General features: G+C 72.3%; 17 protein-coding genes. 6 read left to right on the top strand and 11 right to left on the bottom strand.

Annotated elements, in window-relative coordinates; genetic code table 11:
* Positions 1-20 precede the first annotated feature (20 nt).
* Positions 21-1,895 (top strand): acyl-CoA dehydrogenase family protein, encoded by a 1,875-nt coding sequence (locus FHS22_RS15340; protein ID WP_184942234.1) that lies wholly within the window; start codon positions 21-23, stop codon positions 1,893-1,895.
* A 314-nt stretch (positions 1,896-2,209) separates the two neighbouring features.
* On the top strand, positions 2,210-2,383 hold the full coding sequence (locus tag FHS22_RS15335) for a hypothetical protein (protein WP_184942232.1): 174 nt from the start codon (positions 2,210-2,212) through the stop codon (positions 2,381-2,383).
* 192 nt (positions 2,384-2,575) lie between these two features.
* Here FHS22_RS15335 and FHS22_RS15330 read toward each other — a convergent pair whose 3' ends face one another.
* The 3 genes from FHS22_RS15330 to FHS22_RS15320 form a co-directional block, all read right to left on the bottom strand.
* Positions 2,576-3,721 carry an acetyl-CoA C-acetyltransferase gene (locus tag FHS22_RS15330; protein WP_184942230.1) on the bottom strand — a complete coding sequence of 382 codons (1,146 nt, stop codon included), beginning with the start codon at positions 3,719-3,721 and terminating at the stop codon, positions 2,576-2,578.
* Positions 3,722-3,907: 186 nt separating this feature from the next.
* Positions 3,908-6,247, bottom strand: coding sequence for a rhamnogalacturonan lyase family protein (locus FHS22_RS15325; RefSeq protein ID WP_184942228.1), 2,340 nt, complete (start codon positions 6,245-6,247; stop codon positions 3,908-3,910).
* 307 nt (positions 6,248-6,554) lie between these two features.
* On the bottom strand, positions 6,555-7,307 hold the full coding sequence (locus tag FHS22_RS15320; RefSeq protein WP_184942226.1) for a TetR/AcrR family transcriptional regulator: 753 nt from the start codon (positions 7,305-7,307) through the stop codon (positions 6,555-6,557).
* A gap of 98 nt (positions 7,308-7,405) precedes the next feature.
* Here FHS22_RS15320 and FHS22_RS15315 point away from each other — a divergent pair, with 98 nt between their 5' ends.
* Positions 7,406-9,088, top strand: coding sequence for an ABC-F family ATP-binding cassette domain-containing protein (locus FHS22_RS15315; protein WP_184942224.1), 1,683 nt, complete (start codon positions 7,406-7,408; stop codon positions 9,086-9,088).
* A 123-nt stretch (positions 9,089-9,211) separates the two neighbouring features.
* Here FHS22_RS15315 and FHS22_RS15310 read toward each other — a convergent pair whose 3' ends face one another.
* The gene (locus tag FHS22_RS15310; RefSeq protein WP_184942222.1) at positions 9,212-9,604 is read right to left on the bottom strand and encodes a cupin domain-containing protein; all 393 of its coding nucleotides are present in this window, start codon (positions 9,602-9,604) and stop codon (positions 9,212-9,214) included.
* A 52-nt stretch (positions 9,605-9,656) separates the two neighbouring features.
* Between FHS22_RS15310 and FHS22_RS15305 the strand changes: the two genes are divergently transcribed.
* The gene (locus FHS22_RS15305; RefSeq protein WP_221473684.1) at positions 9,657-10,646 is read left to right on the top strand and encodes a helix-turn-helix domain-containing protein; all 990 of its coding nucleotides are present in this window, start codon (positions 9,657-9,659) and stop codon (positions 10,644-10,646) included.
* Between the two features lie 57 nt (positions 10,647-10,703).
* Here the strand turns inward: FHS22_RS15305 and FHS22_RS15300 are convergent, their stop codons facing one another.
* From FHS22_RS15300 to FHS22_RS15285, 4 genes are all read right to left on the bottom strand, one after another.
* Positions 10,704-11,096, bottom strand: coding sequence for a MerR family transcriptional regulator (locus FHS22_RS15300; protein WP_184942220.1), 393 nt, complete (start codon positions 11,094-11,096; stop codon positions 10,704-10,706).
* A gap of 538 nt (positions 11,097-11,634) precedes the next feature.
* Positions 11,635-13,158, bottom strand: coding sequence for a DUF2079 domain-containing protein (locus tag FHS22_RS15295; protein ID WP_184942219.1), 1,524 nt, complete (start codon positions 13,156-13,158; stop codon positions 11,635-11,637).
* Positions 13,155-14,117 (bottom strand): class F sortase, encoded by a 963-nt coding sequence (locus FHS22_RS15290; RefSeq protein ID WP_184942217.1) that lies wholly within the window; start codon positions 14,115-14,117, stop codon positions 13,155-13,157. Before FHS22_RS15290 ends, FHS22_RS15295 begins: the two co-directional genes overlap by 4 nt.
* A gap of 13 nt (positions 14,118-14,130) precedes the next feature.
* Complete coding sequence (locus FHS22_RS15285) at positions 14,131-15,033, bottom strand: hypothetical protein (RefSeq protein WP_184942215.1); 903 nt, start codon at positions 15,031-15,033, stop codon at positions 14,131-14,133.
* 312 nt (positions 15,034-15,345) lie between these two features.
* On the opposite strand from FHS22_RS15285, the gene FHS22_RS15280 reads away from it, so the two are divergent.
* The gene (locus FHS22_RS15280; protein WP_184942213.1) at positions 15,346-15,765 is read left to right on the top strand and encodes a hypothetical protein; all 420 of its coding nucleotides are present in this window, start codon (positions 15,346-15,348) and stop codon (positions 15,763-15,765) included.
* A 136-nt stretch (positions 15,766-15,901) separates the two neighbouring features.
* Here FHS22_RS15280 and FHS22_RS15275 read toward each other — a convergent pair whose 3' ends face one another.
* Positions 15,902-17,458, bottom strand: coding sequence for a phospholipase D family protein (locus FHS22_RS15275; RefSeq protein ID WP_184942212.1), 1,557 nt, complete (start codon positions 17,456-17,458; stop codon positions 15,902-15,904).
* A 153-nt stretch (positions 17,459-17,611) separates the two neighbouring features.
* Here FHS22_RS15275 and FHS22_RS15270 point away from each other — a divergent pair, with 153 nt between their 5' ends.
* A complete protein-coding gene (locus tag FHS22_RS15270) occupies positions 17,612-18,922 on the top strand; it encodes an EAL domain-containing protein (protein WP_184942210.1) in 1,311 nt (436 codons plus the stop codon).
* Positions 18,923-18,954: 32 nt separating this feature from the next.
* Here the strand turns inward: FHS22_RS15270 and FHS22_RS39255 are convergent, their stop codons facing one another.
* Both FHS22_RS39255 and FHS22_RS15260 read right to left on the bottom strand, forming a co-directional pair.
* Positions 18,955-19,770 carry a class F sortase gene (locus FHS22_RS39255; protein ID WP_184942208.1) on the bottom strand — a complete coding sequence of 272 codons (816 nt, stop codon included), beginning with the start codon at positions 19,768-19,770 and terminating at the stop codon, positions 18,955-18,957.
* Positions 19,771-19,926: 156 nt separating this feature from the next.
* Entirely contained in the window at positions 19,927-21,198 is a 1,272-nt protein-coding gene (locus FHS22_RS15260) for a protein kinase family protein (RefSeq protein ID WP_184942206.1), read from the bottom strand.
* Between the last annotated feature and the right edge of the window lie 314 nt (positions 21,199-21,512).

Raw genomic sequence — 21,512 nt, 5'->3', positions numbered from 1 at the left:
CCGCGCCCGAGGAGGTCACGATGACCGATTACGCCAAGGCACGCGAGGTCGCCGAGCAGGCCCGGGAGAAGGAGTGGGCCAGGCCCAGCTTCGGCAGGCAGCTGTTCCTCGGCGACTTCCGCCTGGACCTGGTCCATCCCGCCCCCGCCCTGGCGGACTCCGAGACCAAGAAGGGCGAGGAGTTCCTGCGCGCCCTGCGGCGCTTCCTGGACTCCCGGGTGGACCCGGCGCTGATCGAGCGGACCGCGCAGATCCCGGACGAGGTCGTCAAGGGGCTCGCCGGGCTCGGCGCGTTCGGGATCACCATCGAGGAGGAGTACGGCGGGCTGGGGCTCAGCCACCTCTACTACGGCCGGGCGCTCATGCTCGCCGGCTCGTACTGCCCGGCGATCAGCACCCTGCTCTCGGCGCACCAGTCGATCGGCGTGCCGCAGCCGCTGAAGCTGTTCGGCACCGAGGAGCAGAAGCGCGCCTTCCTGCCCCGGTGCGCGAAGGGCGAGATCTCCGCCTTCCTGCTGACCGAGCCCGACGTCGGCTCCGACCCCGCGCGTCTGGCGACCACGGCCGTGCGCGACGGCGACGACTACGTGCTCGACGGCGTGAAGCTCTGGACGACCAACGGGGTCGTGGCGGGCCTGCTGGTGGTGATGGCCCGGACGGGCCGGGGCATCTCCGCGTTCGTCGTCGAGGCCGACAGCCCCGGCATCACCGTCGAGCGGCGCAACGCGTTCATGGGCCTGCGCGGCATCGAGAACGGGGTGACCCGGTTCCACGGGGTCCGGGTCCCGGCCGCCAACATGATCGGCCGTGAGGGCCAGGGACTGAAGATCGCGCTGACGACGCTGAACACCGGGCGGCTCTCGCTGCCCGCCTCCTGCGCCGGGAACGCCAAGTGGGCCCTGAAGATCGCCCGCGAGTGGGCGGTGGAGCGGGTGCAGTGGGGCCGCGCGATCGGCGAGCACGAGGCCGTGGCCCGCAAGCTCGCCTTCATCGCCGGCACGGCCTACGCCCTGGAGGCGGTGATGGACCTGTCCTGCCGCCTGGCCGACGACGAGAGCAACGACATCAGGATCGAGGCCGCCCTGGCCAAGCTGTACGCCTCGGAGATGGCCTGGAAGGTCGCCGACGAGCTGGTCCAGATCCGGGGCGGGCGCGGTTACGAGACCGCCGAGTCGCTGGCCGCGCGGGGCGAGCGCGGCGTGCCCGCCGAGCAGCTCCTGCGGGACGTCCGGATCAACCGGATCTTCGAGGGCTCCACCGAGATCATGCACCTGCTGATCGCGCGCGAGGCGGTGGACGCGCACCTGGCGGCGGCCGGGGACGTCATCGACCCCTCGGTGAAGGGCCGCGACAGGGCCCGCGCCGCCGCCCGGGCCGGCGGGTTCTACGCCCGCTGGCTGCCCACGCTGGTGGCGGGGACGGGCAACCGGCCCGGCGCCTACGCCGAGTTCGGCCCGCTCGCCCGGCACCTGCGCTACGTGGAGCGGACCAGCCGCAAGCTCGCCCGGTCCACGTTCTACGGCATGTCCCGCTGGCAGGGGCGGCTGGAGCACCGGCAGGGCTTCCTGGGCCGGATCGTGGACATCGGGGCCGAGCTGTTCGCGATCACCGCCACGTGCGTGCGGGCCCGCGAGGACGCGGCCGAGCTGGGGCACAAGGCCGCCGAGCCGGCCGACACCTTCTGCCACCAGGCGCGGCTGCGCGCCGACGCGCTGTTCGACCGGCTCTGGGACAACACCGACGACCGGGACGTACGGCTGGCGGGCTACCTGCTCCAGGGCCGCTACGGCTTCCTGGAGGAGGGGATCCTCGACGCCTCCGTGGAGGGGCCGTGGATCGCCGCGGCCGAGCCGGGTCCGTCGGCCGCGGAGAACGTGCACCGGCCGATCCGCTGACTCCGGAACGTGCGGGTACGGCCTGCGCCCCGCCGTACCCGCACCCGCTCGCACCCCGGCCCGTCCGCGACGCGCCCGGATCGTCTGCCTCCGGATCGCCGGAGCAGGACGGGAAATCAAATGGCTTGCACGGCTCGGCCCTGCGCCGTACCGTCGACGCCATGTGGATTAACTCCTAGAAGCCGGCGTCGATCAGCCCTCGCTGGTCCGCCCGCACTCAGCCCTCCGGCCCCGTTCGTCTGACGCGGCAGCTGAGTTTCTCCGGCACGGCCCTGCGCGGCGCCGCGTCGTCACAGATCTTCAAGGAGTCCCCTATGCGAATCCGCTCAGGTAACAAGCGCGCCGGGAAGAGCAAGCCCGGCAAGAGCCACGATCTCCCGCTCCCCGAGCGGTCGATGCCGCCAGTGCCCCGGCAGGTGCCCAGACCGCACCTGCCGGTGAGGCCGACCCAGCAGCCGCGCCGGATTCCCGGCAAGGGCGGCCGCTGAAGAGGGGACGCCGCGTCCCGCGCCCACTACGCGGGACGCGGCGTCCGCCTGCCCGCCGCGCACGCGGCGGTTCCATGCGCACGCGGCGGCCTCCCCCGGACGTGCAACGGGCGGCACCGAGGGCCCGCCAGCCCCGGCACCGCCCGTCGTTCCAGGCGCTCCGGCCCCGCCGCCGGGGCCGCGGAGCGCGTCCTACAGCCGCTCGATGATGGTGACGTTGGCCTGGCCGCCGCCCTCGCACATCGTCTGCAGGCCGTACCGGCCGCCGGTGCGCTCCAGCTCGTGCAGGAGCTTGGTCATCAGGATCGCGCCGGTGCCGCCGAGGGGGTGGCCCAGGGCGATCGCGCCGCCGTTGGGGTTGGTCTTCGCCGGGTCGGCGCCGAGCTCCTTCAGCCACGCCATCGGGACCGGGGCGAACGCCTCGTTGATCTCGGTGACGTCGATGTCGTCGATCGACAGGCCGGCCTTCTTCAGCGCCTTCTGCGTCGCCGGGATCGGCGCGGTCAGCATGTAGACCGGGTCGTCGCCGGTGAGCGCGAGGGTGACGATGCGGGCGCGCGGGGTCAGGCCGTGGTCGCGGACCGCCTGCTCGGAGGCGATCAGCAGCGCGCCGGAGCCGTCGGAGATCTGCGAGGAGGTGGCCGCGGTGATCTGGCCGCCCTCGCGCAGGGTCTTCAGCTCCGCCATCTTCTCCAGCGTGGTGTCGGGGCGCGGGCCCTCGTCGTCCTCGACGCCGTTGATCGGGGCGATCTGGTCCTTGAAGTAGCCGTTGGCGATCGCCTTGGCCGCCCGCTGGTGGCTCTCGTAGGCGAAGCGCTCCAGTTCCTCGCGCTTGAGGTCCCACTTCTCGCACATGAGCTCCGCGCCGCGGAACTGGGAGATCTCCTGCTTGCCGTACCGCTCGACCCACTTGTCGCCGAAGGGGAAGGGCATGCCCTTCTCCAGGGCGGCGGTGATGCTCGACCCCATGGGGACGATGCTCATGGACTCCACGCCCGCGGCCACCACGAGGTCCTGGGTGCCGGACATGACGCCCTGGGCGGCGAAGTGGATCGACTGCTGGGAGGAGCCGCACTGGCGGTCGATGGTCACGCCGGCGACGCTCTCCGGCAGGCCCGCCGAGAGCCAGGCGTTGCGCGCGATGTCCATGCTCTGCGGGCCGAACTGCATGACGCAGCCCATGATGACGTCCTCGACCGCGGCCGGGTCGACGCCGGTCCGGTCGATGAGCGCCTTGAGGGTGTGCGCGGCCAGATCGGTGGGGTGGACGGTGGACAGGCCGCCCTTCTTCTTTCCGACCGGGGTACGGACCGCCCCGACGATGTACGCCTCTGCCACAGTGCCTCCTGGGTTCCGTCCCTGAATCAGCTCGGACGATAGAAACCGAGCAACATTCGGTCAGTAGGAGGTTACAACAGAACATCCGTCTACGCCCTCCCCGGGGAGGATGATTGTGATTGCCGTAACACTCACGATCCCGCCGGGAGCCGGGGCCGGGGAGGGCGCGGACCTCGTGCGGATCCGTCAGCGCACGTAGACCTCGGGCTGCGGCGGGGCGGCCATGCCGGACCCGATGAAGAAGCTCGGGTGCGGCGGCTGGTTGTAGGCCGTGTTCTGCCAGGCGACGGCGACGCGGTACTGGGTGTCGTGCATCAGCGTGTGGATGCGCCGGTCGGTCTGGTGGGTCGTGCTGTGGACGCGCAGGGCCGTGTTGCCGCTCGTCGGCCAGACGACCTCCTCGCGCCAGTCGCCGAACAGGTCGCCGGAGAGCGACGGGGTGGACTTGGTGCCGTTGTTGGAGTGCACGCCGGAGGCGGTCAGCAGCCGGGTCTCCCCGCCGGTGCCGTACTTGTCGACGCGGGTGGCGTCCACCAGCTCCCGCACCGGGTCGCCGTCCCACCAGGCCAGGAAGTTGATCGAGGAGGGCTCGCGGCCCAGGGACGCGCCGGTGGCGCTGCGCAGCGTGGTGTCCATCGCCGACCACGACTCCGCCCCCGGGCTCCCGGCCCAGACGTCGGCCGAGACGCCGCGGCCGTTGTCGCCGCCGGAGGCGGTGGACCACAGCACCTGGCCGGTGCGGGCGTCGGCGAACCACGAGCCGGGCTTGGAGGAGTCCTCGCTGACCTTGAAGTACTCCAGGCCGGGCCGGAAGGGGTTCAGGTCGCCCAGGTGCGCCGCGTCGCCGTGGCCGTTGCGGGTGTTCCACAGCGGCGAGCCGTCGTCGTCGACGACGGCGGCGCCGAAGACGATCTCGTCCCGGCCGTCGGCGTCCACGTCGCCGACCGTGAGGCTGTGGTTGCCCTGCCCGGCGTAGGCCGTGTCGGAGTTGGAGTCGAAGGTCCAGCGCTTGGCCAGGGCGCCGTTGCGGAAGTCCCAGGCGGCGATCACGGCGCGGGTGTAGTAGCCGCGCGACATGATCAGCGAGGGGCGCCGCCCGTCCAGGTAGGCCGTCCCGGCCAGGAACCGGTCCACCCGGTTGCCGTAGGAGTCGCCCCAGGACGAGACGGTCCCGCGCGGCGGGTCGTAGTTCACCGTGGACATCGCGGCGCCGGTCCGGCCGTTGAACATGGTCAGGTACTCCGGCCCGGCCAGGATGTAGCCGGAGGAGTTGCGGTGGTCGGCCGAGGAGGAGCCGATCACCTTGCCGGTGCCGTCCCTGGTGCCGTCGGCGGTCTTCATGGCCACCTCGGCGCGGCCGTCGCCGTCGTAGTCGTAGACCTGGAACTGGGTGTAGTGCGCCCCGGCGCGGATGTTGCGGCCCAGGTCGATGCGCCACATCCGGGTGCCGTCGAGCCGGTAGGCGTCCACGTAGACGTTTCCGGTGTAGCCGGACTGGGAGTTGTCCTTGGCGTTGGACGGGTCCCACTTCAGCACGAACTCGTACCGGCCGTCACCGTCCAGGTCGCCGACGCTCGCGTCGTTGGCGGCGTAGGTGTAGGCGACCCCGTCCGGGGTGGTGCCCCCGGAGGGCGCCTGGATGGGGACGTCCAGGTAGCCGTCGGCGAAGCGCAGCGACGGCGCGGAGTCCGCCTGCTCGGCGCCGCCGGTCACGGCCCGCACGGTGTAGACCGCGTCGGCGGCGGCGCCGGCGTCCAGGTGGTTGGTGGAGCCGGTGATCGGCGAGGAGTTGACCTTCGTGCCGCCGCGGTAGAGGTTGAAGCCCGTCGAGGCGGCCTCGGTGCCCAGCAGCCGCCACGACACCAGGTTCCCCGAACCGGATCGCACGCTGATCAGGCCGCGGTCCAGGTTCTCGACCTGCCTGGCTTCGGCGGGCGGGGGCGCGGTGGGCGTCACCGTGGGTGTCGCGGTGGGTGTCGGGGTGGGGGTGGGGCCGGTTCCGGCGGCCTTCAGCGTCCAGCGCTTACTGGCGGCGCTGTCGCAGGAGTTCTGCTGGACGGCGGCGCCGGTCGCGGTGGAGCCGTCCTTGACGTTCAGGCATTTGGCGCTGCCGGTGTTGACGACGCGGTAGGCCGAGTCGCTCACCGCTTCGAGCCTCCAGCTTTGGAAGGCGCTTTCCACGCAGGTCCGCTGAATGACGGCCTTGCCCGCGGAGGTGCTGTCGTCCTTGATCGCGGCACACTTGCCGCTGTGCGCGGCGGTCAGGCGCCTGCCGCCGGAGGTGTCGGACAGGGCCCAGGTCTGGTTGCTCCCGCCGTTGCAGGGGTACTGCACGAGCTGCGTGCCGTCGGCGGTGCTCTTGGCGTTGACGTCCAGACACAGGCCGCTGTTAGCGTTCACAAGCGTGTACGGCCCGGCCGCGGGAGCCGACGCCGCCGCCGCGGTTCCCACCGCCAGGGCGCCGCCGAGGGTCGCCAGGGCCAGCGTGGCGATGGATGTTCGGCGTATAAAGCCAGATAACGCCATCTTTCCTCCTCTTTGTGAAGGATTGTTAACTATTTTCCATATGTCCGAAATGTGCGCCACACTCTAGGGCAAAGCCCTCCGGATTTCGATCCCGTACGGAGCCGTCCGCGCCCGGCGGCGGGGGACGGGGAAGCGGCACCGGGCCCGTTCGCGGCCGGGTCCGCCCCCCTGCGGGCCGCCCCCGGGCACGTCCGGACGAGAATATGCGGAGACCGGCCGGCCGCGGCGGCCCGTTTGCGTGGATAGCGCTTACCGCAGGGAGAAAGACCAGGTCGGAGCCTCCGCGCCCGGATACGGAGGCTGAAACTTACATCGCGGGGACGCCCGGCCGCCGAGGTCCGCCTCCGCTCCCGGCGCCTGCTTCGATCCCGTCGAGCAGCCAGGCGAGGCCGAGGGCGAAGCCGCCGTCCCGGTCGTCGTCCGCGACGAGGGGACCGTGCTCGGCGAGCACCGGGTAACGCTCGCGGTCGGCGCGGAGCCGCTCCCCGGCGGCCCGCCGTACCGCCTGCTCCGTGTCGGCCGGCCAGGTCGCCTGCATCAGCGCCGAGCCGATGACGTAGTTGGACAGCCCGTACGCCGCGGCGGTGAGGTGCGGGCCGGTGATCCCGGCTCCCAGCAGGGCGGCGTACAGGAACTCGCTGCGGGCGAGCACGTTGGGACCCAGCATCGGGCGGCCCAGGAGCGCCGCCGACCAGGGGTGCCTCAGAAGGGTGGCGCGCCACTCGTTGATCAGCGCGGTGACGTCCGCGCGCCAGCCGCGGGACTCCCCCCGCGGGATGGGGACCTCCGCGAAGATCGCGTCGAGCGCGAGGTCGAGGACGTCGTCCTTGGTCCTCACGTGCCAGTACAGGGTGGTGGAGCCGGTGCCGAGCCGCTCGGCGAGCCGCCGCATGGTCAGCCCGCCGGCGCCCTCCTCGTCCAGGATCGCGACGGCCTCCTCGACGATCCGGTCCCGGCTGAGCGGGGGAGCCTCGCGCCGCGCCCGCCCGGCCGGCCGGAGCCACACGCCCCCCGCCCCGGTGCGCGGTCCCCGGTCCTGTTCCGTCCCGTCGGTGTCCACGGAGGCCAGTCTAGTATCCTGGTCGAGTACCGGATCGTTGGTCCGGTCACCGGAACATCGATCCGGTGACCCAGGTTCCGGGAAGAGGTGCGACGGCCGTGGCGGGACATGTGGAGGCGGACCGGCTGACCTACGTGCTGCCGGACGGGCGGCTGCTCCTGCACGAGGTGTCGTTCCGCGTCGGAGACGGGGTCAAGGCCGGGCTGGTGGGGCCGAACGGCGCGGGCAAGACCACCCTGCTGCGGCTGATCGCCGGAGATCTGCGGCCGGACGAGGGCCGGGTGGCCCACTCCGGCGGGCTGGGAGTGATGCGGCAGTTCATCGGCGGCCTCCGCGACGGCCGTACCCTGCACGACCTGCTGCTGTCCGTGGCGCCCGACCGGGTCCGCGCGACCGCCTCGGCCCTGGGGCGGGCGGAGGAGGCGATGGCCGTCCGCGACGACGAGGAGACCCAGCTCGCCTACGCGGCGGCGATCACCGACTACGCCGACGCCGGCGGCTACGACATGGAGGTCGTCTGGGACACCTGCACCACCGCGGCCCTGGGCCTGCCCCACGACGCCGCGCGGGACCGCCCGGTGAACACCCTGTCGGGCGGTGAGCAGAAGCGGCTCGTCCTGGAGGCCCTGCTGCGCGGCCCGGACCAGGTCCTGCTCCTGGACGAGCCGGACAACTACCTGGACGTGCCCGGCAAGCAGTGGCTGGAGGAGCGGCTCCGGGCCACCACCAAGACCGTGCTCCTGGTCTCCCACGACCGGCAGCTGCTGGCCGCCGCCACCGACCGCATCGTGACGGTGGAGTCACGCGGCGCCTGGGTCCACGGCGGGGGCTTCGCCACCTACGCCCGGGGCCGGCAGGACCGCATCGACCGGCTGGAGGAGCGGCGCCGCCGCTGGAACGAGGAGCACGCCAGGCTCAGGCACCTGGTGCACACCCTGCGGCAGACCGCGACCGGCAACGACGCGGTGGCCTCGGCCTACCGGGCCGCGCGCACCCGGCTGGGCAGGTTCGAGGAGGCGGGCCCGCCCGAGCGCCCGCCCAGGAGGCAGAACGTGCGGATGCGGCTGCGCGGCGGGCGCACCGGCAAACGCGCCGTCGTCTGCGAGTCCCTGGAGCTCACCGGCCTGATGCGGCCGTTCGACGCGGAGATCTGGTACGGCGAGCGCGTCGGGGTGCTCGGCTCGAACGGCTCGGGCAAGTCGCACTTCCTTCGCCTGCTGGAGCAGGCCGCCGACGGCGTCGCGCCCCTGGCGCGCCCCGACGGCGCGGTACCCCTGGCGCGCCCCGACGGCGCGGTGCCCCCGGTGCGCCACGGCGGCGTCGTGCGCCTGGGAGCGCGGGTGACCCCCGGCCGCTTCGTGCAGACCCACACCCGGCCGGACCTGCACGGCCGCACCCCGGCCGAGCTGGTCATGGCCGGTCACCCGCTCACCCTGAACGAGGCGATGGCCGCCCTGGCCCGCTACGAGCTCGCCCCCGCCGCGAACCAGCGGTTCGAGACCCTCTCCGGGGGCCAGCAGGCCCGGCTGCAGATCCTGCTGCTGGAACTGTCCGGTGCGACCCTGCTGCTGCTCGACGAGCCGACCGACAACCTGGACCTGGCCAGCGCCGACGCCCTGCAGCAGGGTCTGGCCGGCTTCTCCGGCACCGTCCTGGCCGTCACCCACGACCGCTGGTTCGCCGCCGACTTCGACCGCTTCCTGGTCTTCGGCGCCGACGGGACCGTCTACGAGAGCGCCGAACCGGTCTGGCACGAGGGCCGGGTCGAGCGCGCCCGCTGAGAGCACGCGTGAGACCGCGTGCGAAGCCGTACCGTGCCGGGCGGCGCACCGTCAGCGCACGGTACCGGGCGGTGCACCGTGCCGGGCGGCGCTCCGGCGCGCGGGAGCGCCCGGCCGGGACTCTCAGGCGAGGGCGTGCCCGGTCGTGGCGTCGATCCCGTCCGGGAGCGCGTCGTGCCGGTCGCCGACGCTCAGCGTGCCCGCCGGCTCGAACATCAGGATCGAGGCGCCGCCGGTGGAGAACGGCCGGTGCTCGGTGCCGCGCGGGACGACGAAGACCGACCCCCGCGGCAGGACGACCACGCGCTCGGTCCCGCCCTCGCGCAGGGCGATGCCCAGCTCGCCCTCCAGGACCAGGAAGAACTCGTCGGTTCCGTCGTGGGCGTGCCAGACGTGCTCGCCGGCCACCTTGGCGACGCGGACGTCGTAGTCGTTGACCCGGGTGACGATCCGGGGGCTCCACAGGCGGTCGAAGCCGGCCAGCGCGGTCTGCAGGTCGATGGGTTCGCTCGTCATACGGCCAGCATGGCCGGTGGCGGCCGACCGCCGTGAGTGCTAGGAATCGCACATGCCGCACGGATCCTCGCACTCCTCGCACCGCCGCCCCCACCGGGTCGTCATGATCGTCGACGAGGGGTCGAACCCGTTCGAGATGGGGGTGGCCACCGAGCTGTTCGGGCTGCGCCGCCCGGAGCTGGACCGGCCCTGGTACGACTTCGCGCTGTGCGCCGCGGCGCCGGCCGTGCGCATGCACACCGGTTTCTTCACGCTCTCGGACGTGGCGGGGCTCGACGCCGCGGACGGCGCCGACACCGTGATCGTGCCCAACCGGCCCGACCCGCAGGTCGCACCCGCCCCCGCGGTGCTGGCGGCCGTACGGCGGGCGGCGGCGCGCGGCGCCCGCCTGGTGAGCTTCTGCACCGGCGCCTTCACCCTGGCCGCGGCCGGCGTGCTCGACGGGCGCCGGGCCACCACCCACTGGCGCTGGGCGGAGGAGCTCGCCGCCCGCCACCCGGCGGTCCTGCTCGAACCGGGGGTGCTGTTCGTCGACGACGGCGACGTGCTCACCGCGGCCGGCAGCGCCGCGGCACTCGACCTCGGCCTGCACCTGATCCGCCGCGACCACGGCGCCGAGGTGGCCAACGCGGTCAGCCGCCGCCTGGTGTTCGCCGCCCACCGCGAGGGCGGTCAGCGGCAGTTCGTCGAACGGCCGGTCCCCGCCGTGCCGGACGCCTCCCTGGCCCCCGTCCTGACCTGGGCCCGCAGGCACCTCGACCGGCCGCTGGCCGTCGCGGACCTGGCCGCGCACGCCGCGGTCAGCCCCGCCACCCTGCACCGGCGGTTCCAGGCCGAGCTCGGCACCACCCCGCTGGCCTGGCTCACCGCCGAACGCGTCGCGCTGGCCTGCCGGCTGATCGAACGCGGCGAGCTCCGGCTGGAGGCGGTGGCGCAGGCCAGCGGGCTCGGGACGGCGGCGAACCTGCGGGTCCAGCTGCGCCGGCGGACCGGGCTCGCCCCCACCGCCTACCGCCGGCGGTTCGGCCCGGCGGCGGTCTGAATCCGTCGGGAGCCGGGCGAAGCCGGCTCCTCCGAGTCCGGGCGGGGGCGGGCGGCATCAGCGCAGACGGCGCAGCTCGGCGTTGATGCGCAGGGCGTCCTGGAGCTGGTCCTCCAGGATGATGATGCGGCAGGCCGCTTCCAGGGCGGTGCCCTGGTCGACCAGTTCCCTGACCCGGGCGGCCAGCCGCAGCTGGTAGCGGGAGTAGCGGCGGTGTCCGCCCTCCGAGCGCTGCGGCTCGATCAGTTTCGCCTTGCCCAGGCTGCGCAGGAAGGCCGGGGTGGTGCCGAGAAGCTCGGCGGCGCGACCCATGCTGTAGGCGGGATAGTCCTCGTCGTCGAGCTTCTCGTCGGCGGTGGGGGGTGGAGGGTGGAGCGTCTCGGCCTCGTCGGACGCTTCCCGGGGATCGGGGCCCGACCGGTCGGTCGGCGCTGGTGATGCTTGGTCCATACGACCTTTCCTGACACGGACAGGGGCCCCGGCGCCACAAGGCGCCGGGGCCCGAACGAGGTTCAACACCATCTACCGGCCATCCGGCCGGATCTGTTACGTCCGCACTGCCGCCCTGCGGGGCGGTCGTGCGGGGATCGCGTATGCGTGACCGTAGACCACCGTCCTGTCTGTGGAGCTGCGGTACCCGTGCGGCGAAACCCAGCCGGCGACGGGCGATCCCGATGGCGTTCAACACTCCTTTCACTAACCCTGCTACTTCGACTTCACCCGACATCGTGGCAGCGCGTCCACGGCCGGAGCCCTTCCACGCATCGGCCCCGGCACATCCGACCTTCTGCCGTCCATCTGTTCCATCCACGTTCGTCCGGGCAGCTCGTCCTGGTACTTCCTGCTCTGCCCTCGTGGAACACCCCTTAAGACACGAGAAACTCTATCCGGCATCAATCTGAATGTCTACATCGGCCACTACAGATTTTCGGTCATCGCGAGGTAAGGACGGTGTACCGGGCGGTTCGGAGCGGGTTCCTCGGGCGGTTCAGGACGGGCGGTGCAGCACGACGTAGCCGTCGCGTTCGAAGACCGTGCGGTAGCCGTCGCGCAGCGCCTGCTGGACCCGCTCCCGCTGGACGTCGTGCGAGGGGAAGGGGTAGCTCCACCGGTCGGTGTCCGCCACGATCCACGGCGAGCCGTACGGCGTCGCACCCCAGAGCAGCACCGTCGTCCGCGCGGTGAGCGCGGGCCCGACGTGGTTGACCGCCTCGACGACCACCCCGTCCGGGACCGCGGCCGCCGCCTGCCGGGCCGCCGCGGCGTGCGGCTCGCCCTCGTAGAAGGACCATTCGACGAGGTTGCCGAGCGCGAACCGCGGGATCAGCGTGACGCCCACGACGCACACCGCGACCGCCCAGTGCCGGGCGAGCCGCCGCCCGTCGAAGCGCCCGCCGTACCGCCTCCCGAGCCATCCGCCGAGCCGGTCCACCCCGTCCACCGCGGCGCAGAAGATGATCGCCACGACGAACGCGTTGTAGTGGTGGTCGGGACCCCACCACTGCGGCCGGTCGCCCAGGAGCCGCTCGGCGACCAGCGGGAGCGCGGCCAGGGTGAGCGGCGACAGCAGCGCCGCCAGCAGGACCGGCCAGAGCAGGAAGGCGAGGGTGTCCACCTTGATCTCCGGGCTGACGAGCTGCCAGAGCGCGCCGAGGGGGTCGCGCGCGAGGCCGAGGAACACCTCGCCCAGGGTCACCCCCCATCTGCCGTAGGCCCAGTGGAAACCCGCCTCGCCCGAGCCCGCCAGCGGCATGAGGACGTTGCGGACCAGCACCAGCGCGCCGAGGGAGAACAGCACGAGCGCCGTGCCCTCCCAGCGCCGCCGGGTGGCGAGCAGGTAGACGCCGAAGCCCGCGACGAGCAGGCCCATGTCCTCCTTGACCAGCAGCAGGCCGAGCGCGGCCAGGACGCCGGGCACGACCCGGCCGGCGTCGAACCGCTCGATCATGACGGCGCTCAGCAGCGGGACGAAGGCCGCCTCGTGCACGTCGAACCCGGCGGCCTGCGCGACCGGCCAGGACACCGCGTAGGCCACCGCGACCGGGTACGCGCAGAACGCGCCGAACCGGCGCTCGGTGTAGCGCCAGATCGGGACGGCGGCCAGCGCGAGCAGCACCGCCTGGGCGACGATCAGCGTCTCGGGCGCGTCGTGGATCCAGTACAGCGGGGCCCAGGCGGCGACGATCGGGGAGAAGTGGTCGGCGAGCTGGACGAAGTCCATGCCCCGGCCGTAGTACATGCCGACCGAGGGCTCCAGCGGCGGCCCGAAGCCCGCGTAGCCGCGCACGGCCTGGTCGAAGATGACCAGGTCGAAGGTGCTGGCCCGGAAGGTGGCGAGCTTGACCAGGCCGAGCACGGCGTAGGCGGTCGCGGCCACGGCCACCACCGCGCCCAGCGCCAGCGCGTGCAGCCGCCGCCAGGGGAGCCCCGCGGCCTGCCCGGCTCCCGCGGCGTCTTCCGTCCGCTCCGTCTCCCCGGTGCCCTCGGCACCGGGGATCGTTCCCGCGCTCATGCCCGCCGGGTGGCCGTCATCGTCGCGTAGACGATCACGTTGTCGGTGTAGTGGCCGGTGGCCCGGTCGTAGGCCCCGCCGCAGGTGATCAGGTGGAGCTGGGGGTCGGGGGACTCGCCGTAGACCCGCTGCGTCGGGAACACCGACTTCTCCGCCTGCTCCAGCCCTCCCACGGTGAACACCGCGATCACGCCGTCCTGCCGGTGCACCTCGATGACGTCGCCGTTGCGGATCTCGTCGAGGCGGCTGAACACCGCGCTCCCCGCCTGGGTGTCCTTGTGCCCCAGCATGATCGCCGGCCCGGTCTCCCCCGCCGTGGGCCCCTCCCGGAACCAGCCGACGAGGTTGGGGTTGTTCACCGGGGGCACCTGGACCGCCCCTTTCCTGTCCAGCCCGACGGACCTGACCGGCGCGTCGACGCCGAGCCTGGGGATGACCAGGCGCTTCGGCGTCGAGGGCAGCATCGCCGGGGCCGCGGGGACGGTCGGCTGCGGCGGGGGGACGGTCGGGGGCGCCGAGAAGTACGTCTCCTCGGCGCCGGCCGGGTCCTGCTGCGCCCGCGGTGGCAGGGCGCGCTCGTCGGCCAGGCCGTACTGCTCGGGCGCGGCCAGCATGTAGAACACCCCCACCAGAACCGTGACCACCCCGGCGATCGCCGCCAGGATCAGCACCGACCGCAGCACCCGCCCGCCGCCCGGGTCGCCGTACTCCGGGACCGGGTAGCCGGGGCCCTGGTGGCCGGCCGGGTAGCCGGGCCGCGGGGGCATGGGCGGCCGGTAGGCCTGCCGCGGGTGGCCGGGCTGCGCGTATCCGGGCCGGGGGTATCCGGGCGGGAGGGGCGCGCCCGCCTGCCGCGGGTGGCCGGGCAGCGGCCGCCGGTACGGCTGCGCGGGCCCGCCGGGCCCTCCGCCCCGCGCCGGAGGCTCCGGCCGCCGGTCGTCCGGTGTGGGCGTGGTCATCTCACCGCCTCGGTCATCCCCGGGAGGCCGTACGGCGCCGCAGCGCCAGCCCGCCCGCCGCGGCTCCCGCGATCATGAGCGCCCCGCTCAGCATGATCACCCGGGCGTCCGGTCCGGCGTCCCCTCCCCCGCCGGTGGCCGCCCCGCCGCCGGGGGTCTTCTCGATCTGGCGGGTCCTGCCGGCCGTGGGCTTCGCCGTCACGGTCTCGAAGACGGTGATCGTCGGCTTCACCGACGAGGTGGCGGTGTTCGTCGGCGTCGGCGTCGCCGTCCCGGTGCCCGTGTTCGTCGGGGTCCCCGTCGACGCGGTCGACGGCTTGACGGTGATCAGCAGCGCCGCCGCCGTCGCCTCGGCCGCGGCGGCCGTGGACACCGCGCAGTTGAGCAGTTCACTCTCGGTCCCGCCCGACGGCATCACGTAAAGGGTGAACGCGTCCGGCTGGACCGCGATGACCCCCGTCGCCGTCGGGGTCATCGTGATCAGCAGGTTGGGCGGGGTGATCGTCGCACCGGCCGCGACCGAGACGGCGGCTCCGGTGGCTTCGAGCTGGCGGGCCTCCGAAGGAACCGCCAGAGGGCTGCTCGTGATCAGCACATCGCCCTCGACGATGATGCGATCGCTCGTCGGGATCGCCGAGGGGGCCGTGATTGCGGGCGAGGCCGAGGGGCCGATCTTCCAGGTCGCCACGATCGTGGAACTGGGGACCGGGTTGAGCGGGCCGGTCAAGTCGAGCTGGACCTTGTAGGTGGCCGCCGCGCCCCCGGGCACCGTGCAGTCGTAGGTGACCGGTTTGGGCGCCATCGTCGTCACCATGGACGCCACCGCCGGGACGGCACCGAAGAGGACACCCGCGCCCACTGCTGCGATGGCCGCCGTCTTGGCCATGACGCGTCGCCGCGTCTTGGGCTTCAGCACGGTCTGTCTCCGTTTCGATGCGGTTGACCGGCCTGGGTCACTACCCACGATTCCAGCCGATGGTCACGGTCCGCCCTAGATCTTATGAAGCCCGGTCAAGAAACGGGAGCCTGTCGGCAAACCGGGCATAGATTCTCTCACGTCCCAGGGCGTGCGCCCCGGGGGAGCCGCGCCGTACGGCCGGGGCGGTACGGCGTGCGCTCCCCCAACGAAAGGGTCCGGCCATCGCCAACGGACGATCAACCCGGGGTGGCCCGGCGGAGGGCGGGGAAGGAGCCCGGTCCCGGTCCCGTACGACCTCTGTGAGGAACCATGAGGCTCCTGGCCCGCCCGCACCAGCTCCCGGCCCGGCTCGCCGCCGGGGCGCTCATCCTGAACTCCGGCCTGACCAAGTCCGCCGCCGACAAGGAGACCGCCGCCCAGCTCCACGGGATGGCCTCGGGCGCCTACCCCTTCCTGAAGGACATGGATCCGGAGGACTTCGTCAAGCTGCTCTCCAAGGCGGAGATCGCCGTCGGCGCGGCGCTGCTGATCCCGGCGGTGCCGTCGGTGCTGGCGGGCGCCGCGCTCACCGCCTTCGCGGGCGGGCTCCTCGGGCTCTACCTGAGGACGCCGGGCATGCGCGAGGAGGGCAGCCTGCGCCCCACCCACCAGGGCATGGCCATCGCCAAGGACGTCTGGCTGCTCGGCATCGGCGCGGGACTCGTCGCCGAGGAGCTCCGCCGCTGCTGACCCGCGGCCCGGCCCGACGACGTCTGGGGTTTCCCGTCGTACGCGGTGCGGGGGCCTGGCGGGACAGATCGCCCGCGCTCCTCCGGCATGCCCTGGCCGAACCGCTCCTCACCGGCTTCTCCAGCCCCGGGGCGGGTCAGAAGTCGTTCGAGCGGCGCAGGGCGGGCGGCCGTCCGTCGGGGTCCACCGCCATCCGGTAGAGCGGCATGGCCAGCACCCTGGCCAGGTGCCCCAGCTTGGGGGGCGCGTGCGGGCGGAGCCGTCCCGGCGGGCGGGGCCCCCGGCACCCGTCGCGGTGCCACCTCTCCAGCCGGGCCGCGGAGTCGGCGAACGCGTCGAAGGCCGCCACGGGGTCGCACAGGTCGTCCACGTCGGCGGGATCGCGGTCCAGGTGCTCGGCGGCCAGCGCGAGGCGCAGCTCCCGGGCGTACCTGCCCGCCCCGGCGGGCGGGCGCGGATCGGGCTCCTCGTCGACGACCGCGCAGCTCAGCTCCGAGTCGAAGGTCCACGACCGCAGGTTGACGTTGTCCGAGCCGACCGCCGCCCACACGTCGTCGACCACGCACACCTTGGCGTGCACGTACACCGGAGTGCCCGCGTGGTTCTCCAGGTCGTAGACCGCGATCCGGTCCCCGCCCGCCTCCTGGAGCCTGGCCAGCGCGTCGGCCCTGCCGATCAGGCTGGCCGGCCCGGCGAGCCAGCCGTCCTGGTCGGGGTGGCGCGGCACCACGATGACCATGCGGAGCTCCGGCTCCCGCTCCAGCGCCCCGGCGAAGGGCTCGATCACCTCGGTCGACCACAGGTACTGGTCCTCCAGGTAGACCATCGAACGCGCCGCCCCCAGCACCTTGTGGTAGGCCCTGGCCACGCTCCGCTCCCCGCGCGGCGCGAACGGATACGCGCCGCGCCGGTGCGGATAGGTCCGCAGGAGCTGTACGGCGTGCGTCCCCACGGGTCCGGGGGGAGGCCCCGGATCGGGCAGCGGCGGCACGTCGTCCATCCGCTCGAAGTGGTCGCGGAGCCGCTTGACCGGGTGGCGGGTCTCGGGCGCCGGATCCTGCCAGCGCTCGCAGAAGACCTTCTCCACCTCGCCCACGGCAGGCCCCTGGATCATCACCTGGATGTCGTGCCAGGGCGGCCGGTCACCGTACGCCTCCGGCATGGAGACGGTCTGCGGGTCCCCCCGGTGCCCGGCGTCGTCCCGCCGGCTGTGGCACAGGTCGATGCCGCCGACGAAGGCCACGTCCTCGGCGGAGTCCTCGTCGTGGCGGAGGATGACGAACTTCTGGTGGTGCGACCCGCCGGGCCGTACCCGGGTGTCGAGCAGGCACTGGCCGCCGGCGGCCTCGACGTCCTCGCCGAGGTGCCGGTTCTCCTCGGAGGAGAAGCGCAGCCAGTCCAGGTGCGAGCGCCAGATCAGCCCCCGGACCAGGGCCCCCCTGGCCGCCGCCTGCGCCATCACCCGCGCGACCCCCGGGCCGTCGTCGGTGAGCAGCTCGTCGGGGTCGCCGCGCCAGTCGGCGAACAGCAGCAGGTCGTCCTTGCCGAGCCGGTCCACCCGGGCCTTGAGCTCGGCGAAGTAGGCGGCGCCGTGGATGAGCGGGCGCACGAGGTTCCCGGTCGTCCAGGCGTCGAGCGTGGTGGCCGGGTTGTCCCGTTCTTCGGCGGTGAGGAACCAGTCGTCAAGTCTCACCCGTTCCGGCTACCCGCCTGCCGTACGGTCATGCCCGGCCGGTCCGCCGGAGCCCGGCGGCGAGGGGGCCGGAGAGGAACCCTCACCTCCGGTCGCACGGCGCCGATAGGCGTGGCGCCAGTCGGCGGACGTCATCGGGGAGATCGGAGCGGCATGGAACCGACACGGAGCGGCTGGAACCCGCATGACGAGCCGGACGCGCTCATCCCGCGGGTGCTCGCCGAGCGTGCCGTCTCCCCGCTGTACCAGCCGATCGTGGACCTCGCCACCGGGACCGTGGCGGGCGCAGAGGCGCTGGCGCGCGGCCCGGCCGGCTCGTCCGTCGAGTTCCCGGACGCCCTGTTCGCGGCGGCCGCCCGGACCGGGCTGCTGCCGCTGGTCGACCAGCTCTGCGCCGCACGGGCGATTGAGGTCGCCCGGGACGCCCCGGACGGGGCGCCGCCGCTGCTCTTCGTCAACGCCGAACCGGCCGCGCTGAGCCATCCGTTCACCCCCGAGCTGGTGGACGCGATCAATTCGGAGCGGCCGTACCGGATCGTGCTGGAGTTCACCGAGCGGGCGCTGGCCTCGCATCCGGCGGCGCTGCTGACCATCGCCAGCCAGGTGCACCAGACCGACGGCGCGCTCGCCCTGGACGACGTCGGGGCCGACCCGCTCTCGCTGGCCTTCCTTCCGCTGGTCGAGCCGGAGGTGGTCAAGCTCGACATGCACCTGCTGCGCGACCCGCACGCGCGGCACACCGTCGAGACCGCCGCGGTGGTCGGCGCGTACGCCGAACGGTGCGGGGCGGTGGTCCTGGCCGAGGGCATCGAGACCGAGGAGGACCTGGCCACCGCGCGGGCGCTGGGCGCGCGGTGGGGTCAGGGCTGGCTGTTCGGGCGGCCCGGTCCGCTCGGCGCGGTCTCCGGTCTGCCGGTGCACCGCTCCGCCCGCCTGCGCTCGCCCCGGCCGGGCCTGCACCTGCCGTCCGGCACCCCGTTCAGCGTGGCCTCGGCCCGGCACCACAGCCGCGTCGGCGACCAGCGGACGGTCGACGGGCTGACCGAGTACCTGCTGTCCCTGGCGTCGGGCAGCGGGCCGTACACCCTGGTGCTGGGCGCGTACCCGGATCCGGAGGTCGGCCGGTCCTGGCTGCCCCGCCTCGTGCCCGCGGCCGGTACGGCCGCCTTCGCCGGCATCGTCGGCCCCTCTCTGGCCGGCCCGGATCCGCGCCCGGTACGGGTGGTGCCGGTCACCGGGCCCGGTGACGCCGAGACGGCGCTGGCCGTGGTGAGCCCGCAGGGCACGGCCGCGCTCTGCGTACGGCCCGGCCCGGGAGGCAGCGTGGACTTCGTGCTGACCCACGACCCGGACCTGGTCCATGCGGTGGCCCGGATGGTGCTGTGGCGGATGGGTTCCGCGGCCGGCCGGGGCGTTTCGCCGACCGACCACCGGTGGGACAGCACGGTCGCGGCCGCCCGGTAGCCGGATTCCGGCGGACGGCCCGGGGTGGGGGGTCAGGCGCGGCGGGTGGCCGACAGGGTGGCGTAGACGATGATGTTGTCGGTGTAGTGGCGGGTCTTGGAGTTGTAGACGCCGCCGCAGGTGATCAGGCGGAGGGTGGCCTCGCCGGTGTTGCCGTAGACCCGCCTGGACGGGAAGGCCCGCTTGCTGACCTGCTCGACGCCGTCGACGGTGAACTCCACGACCGCCCCGTCGGAGCGCGACACCTTGATCTTGTCGCCGCGCTTGAGCTCGCGCAGGCGGCTGAAGACCGCCGCCCTGCCGTTGGCGTTGACGTGGCCGAGGATGACCGAGGGCCCCTGCTGGCCGGGGACGGGGCCGTGCCTGTACCAGCCCGCCAGGGCGGGCTTGCTCAGCGGCGGCGTCTGGACGCGCTGCTTGGCGTCGACCCCGAGGGGCGTCAGCGAGGTCATCACGCCGATCTTCGAGATGGCCAGCTTGCGGGGGGTGACCCCGGTGCTCTTGAGCGGCTCGGGCGGCATCACGACGGGGAGCGGGGGCGGCGCGGTGGGCGCGGCGGCGGTCAGCGGCAGGTCCAGCCCGCCCGGTCCCACCTGGTCGGGCTGGCCTGCGGGGTTCTGCTCCTGGGGCTGCTGCTCCGGGACCACCTGCTGGGGCTGGCCCGGGGGCGGGCTCGCCGCCTGGGCGGTGGCGTTGGCCAGCGGGATCGGCGGACCGTAGACCTCCTCCTCGGAGGGCGGGGCGAAGTAGGTGAGCAGTCCCGCCATGATCGCGGCGACTCCGCCGAGCGACCCGGCGACCAGGAGGGACGGCAGCAGCATGCCCCGCTTGGCCTTGGCGGGCGGCACCTGGCCCGGATGTCCCGGGTAGCCCGGCCCGCCGGGATATCCCGCGTAAACCGGCTGGCCCGAGTGGTCCGGCTGACCCTGGTACGCCGGGTTCCCCTGGTAGGGATCCGGCGTGCCGCCGTGCGAAGGCCCTGGATGCATCCCCGAACGCTCCTGCTATCCCCGGCCGCGCGTGTGCGCCGCGCGACGCCGCCTGAGCATCACGCCGCCCACGGCGCTGCCGAACACCATCACCGACCCGAGGCCGACCAGGCCCATCCCCGACCGCTCCTCCTCGGGTCCGACACCGGTGTCGGCACCGCCCACGGGAACCCTGGTGACCTGGGGGGTGGTGGGGGTCGCCCGGGTGGGGGTGACGGTGGCGGTCACGGTGACGGTCGGCTTGGCCGTGGCGGTCCCGCCGGGGCTGGCGGTCACGGTGACGGTGGGCTTGGGCGTGGGAGTCTTGGTGGTGGGAGTCGGAGAGGGACTCGCCGATGTCTTCTGCACCTTTACTGTGGCGGCAACCACAGGGCCCGACGGCTTACAAACGGTGTCGAACATCTTGGGCGGAGTCACATGCTCTTTGTTGATCACGTTGAACCCGTCAACCATCATGTACGGTCGCGAAGCCTTAGCCTCAGATGTAAGCACTAGCTGATATCTCCCGTAAGGAAGATCGGTCTTAGCCCAAAGAACCTGGCTGGCGTAACGTTTCCCCTCTTCGACCTCTGGCGCACCCTCAGAGCTAGTCTTCAACCATGGCGAGATAATTTCAGCCGAATACTCAGGGATCGAATTTCCTCCAGCATCGAGCAATTCAACCTTCACATCACCATGTAGCTTGTGACGCTCACCGATGTACTCGATGCCGGTACCCTCGAACTTAATTGTTGCTGTATCACCCTGCGTCTGAGTATGGTGAACATCGTCCTTCCGGTCGCGCACGCTTCCAACCCATTCTGTCGGCGGTATGCGTGCACTGTGATTGAACTCGTAGCTCCACTTCCCCTTGTAGTAGAGCCTCCCGTCTTCGGCTGGAGGATTAGGCATGGGACCCGTCAGAGCCGAATCGTTCACTTCCTCCGTTGCCTTAACGGGCGTGAACCCAAACTTCAACTCCTGGGGCTCAACCTTAATTTCACCCTCTTGAGCACCTGTCGTATACGAACCAGAAGTGATCGCCGGAATCTTCAAAACGGACTGGTCGGCCAGATCCACATCCGTTGTCAATTCTCCCTTTGATTCCAGCGTTCCTGAACCATCCCAGAAATTCGAAATGGATGCTACTGCGGACACAGAAACCTTGGCGCCTTTGGCGTATTTTCCCGGAGACCGGAGCGGAGAATCTCCCACTACAGTCCAGTCAACCTTTAGCGGCTGCCCGAGAGCGACCGTCTTTGGAATGCCTACCTGAATTCTAAGGTTTTTCTCTTGACCGCCGACCAACAATCCACTGCAGGTATAGTCGTAGAAGAAATTATCAACAGATTCCGCACGTCCCGTTGCAGCGGACAGGACAACTAAACCACCAACCGCCACACTCAGGACGGATGCCGCGACTGTCCCACGGAGGCCAGCTCTCCACCGAAACACCGCAACACTCCCGTATGCCAAGACCTGGTCAAAATCTGGTCATCTCACCACAACTAGGCCCGGATCGTACTGCCCCCAGGTGTCCTCCGGCAGGCGGATAACAAGACCCACAGCCGACCGTCACGGACTTGTGATCTCGGCACGTTCCATCAGGCCGGCGCAGACTT

The sequence above is a fragment of the Thiemannella venezuelensis genome (genome assembly GCF_014203605.1).
GTDB classification, from domain to species: Bacteria; Actinomycetota; Actinomycetes; order Streptosporangiales; family Streptosporangiaceae; genus Planomonospora_A; species Planomonospora_A venezuelensis.
The sequence above is the reverse complement of the archived record's forward strand: the minus strand, read 5'-3'. Positions and strand labels throughout refer to the sequence as shown.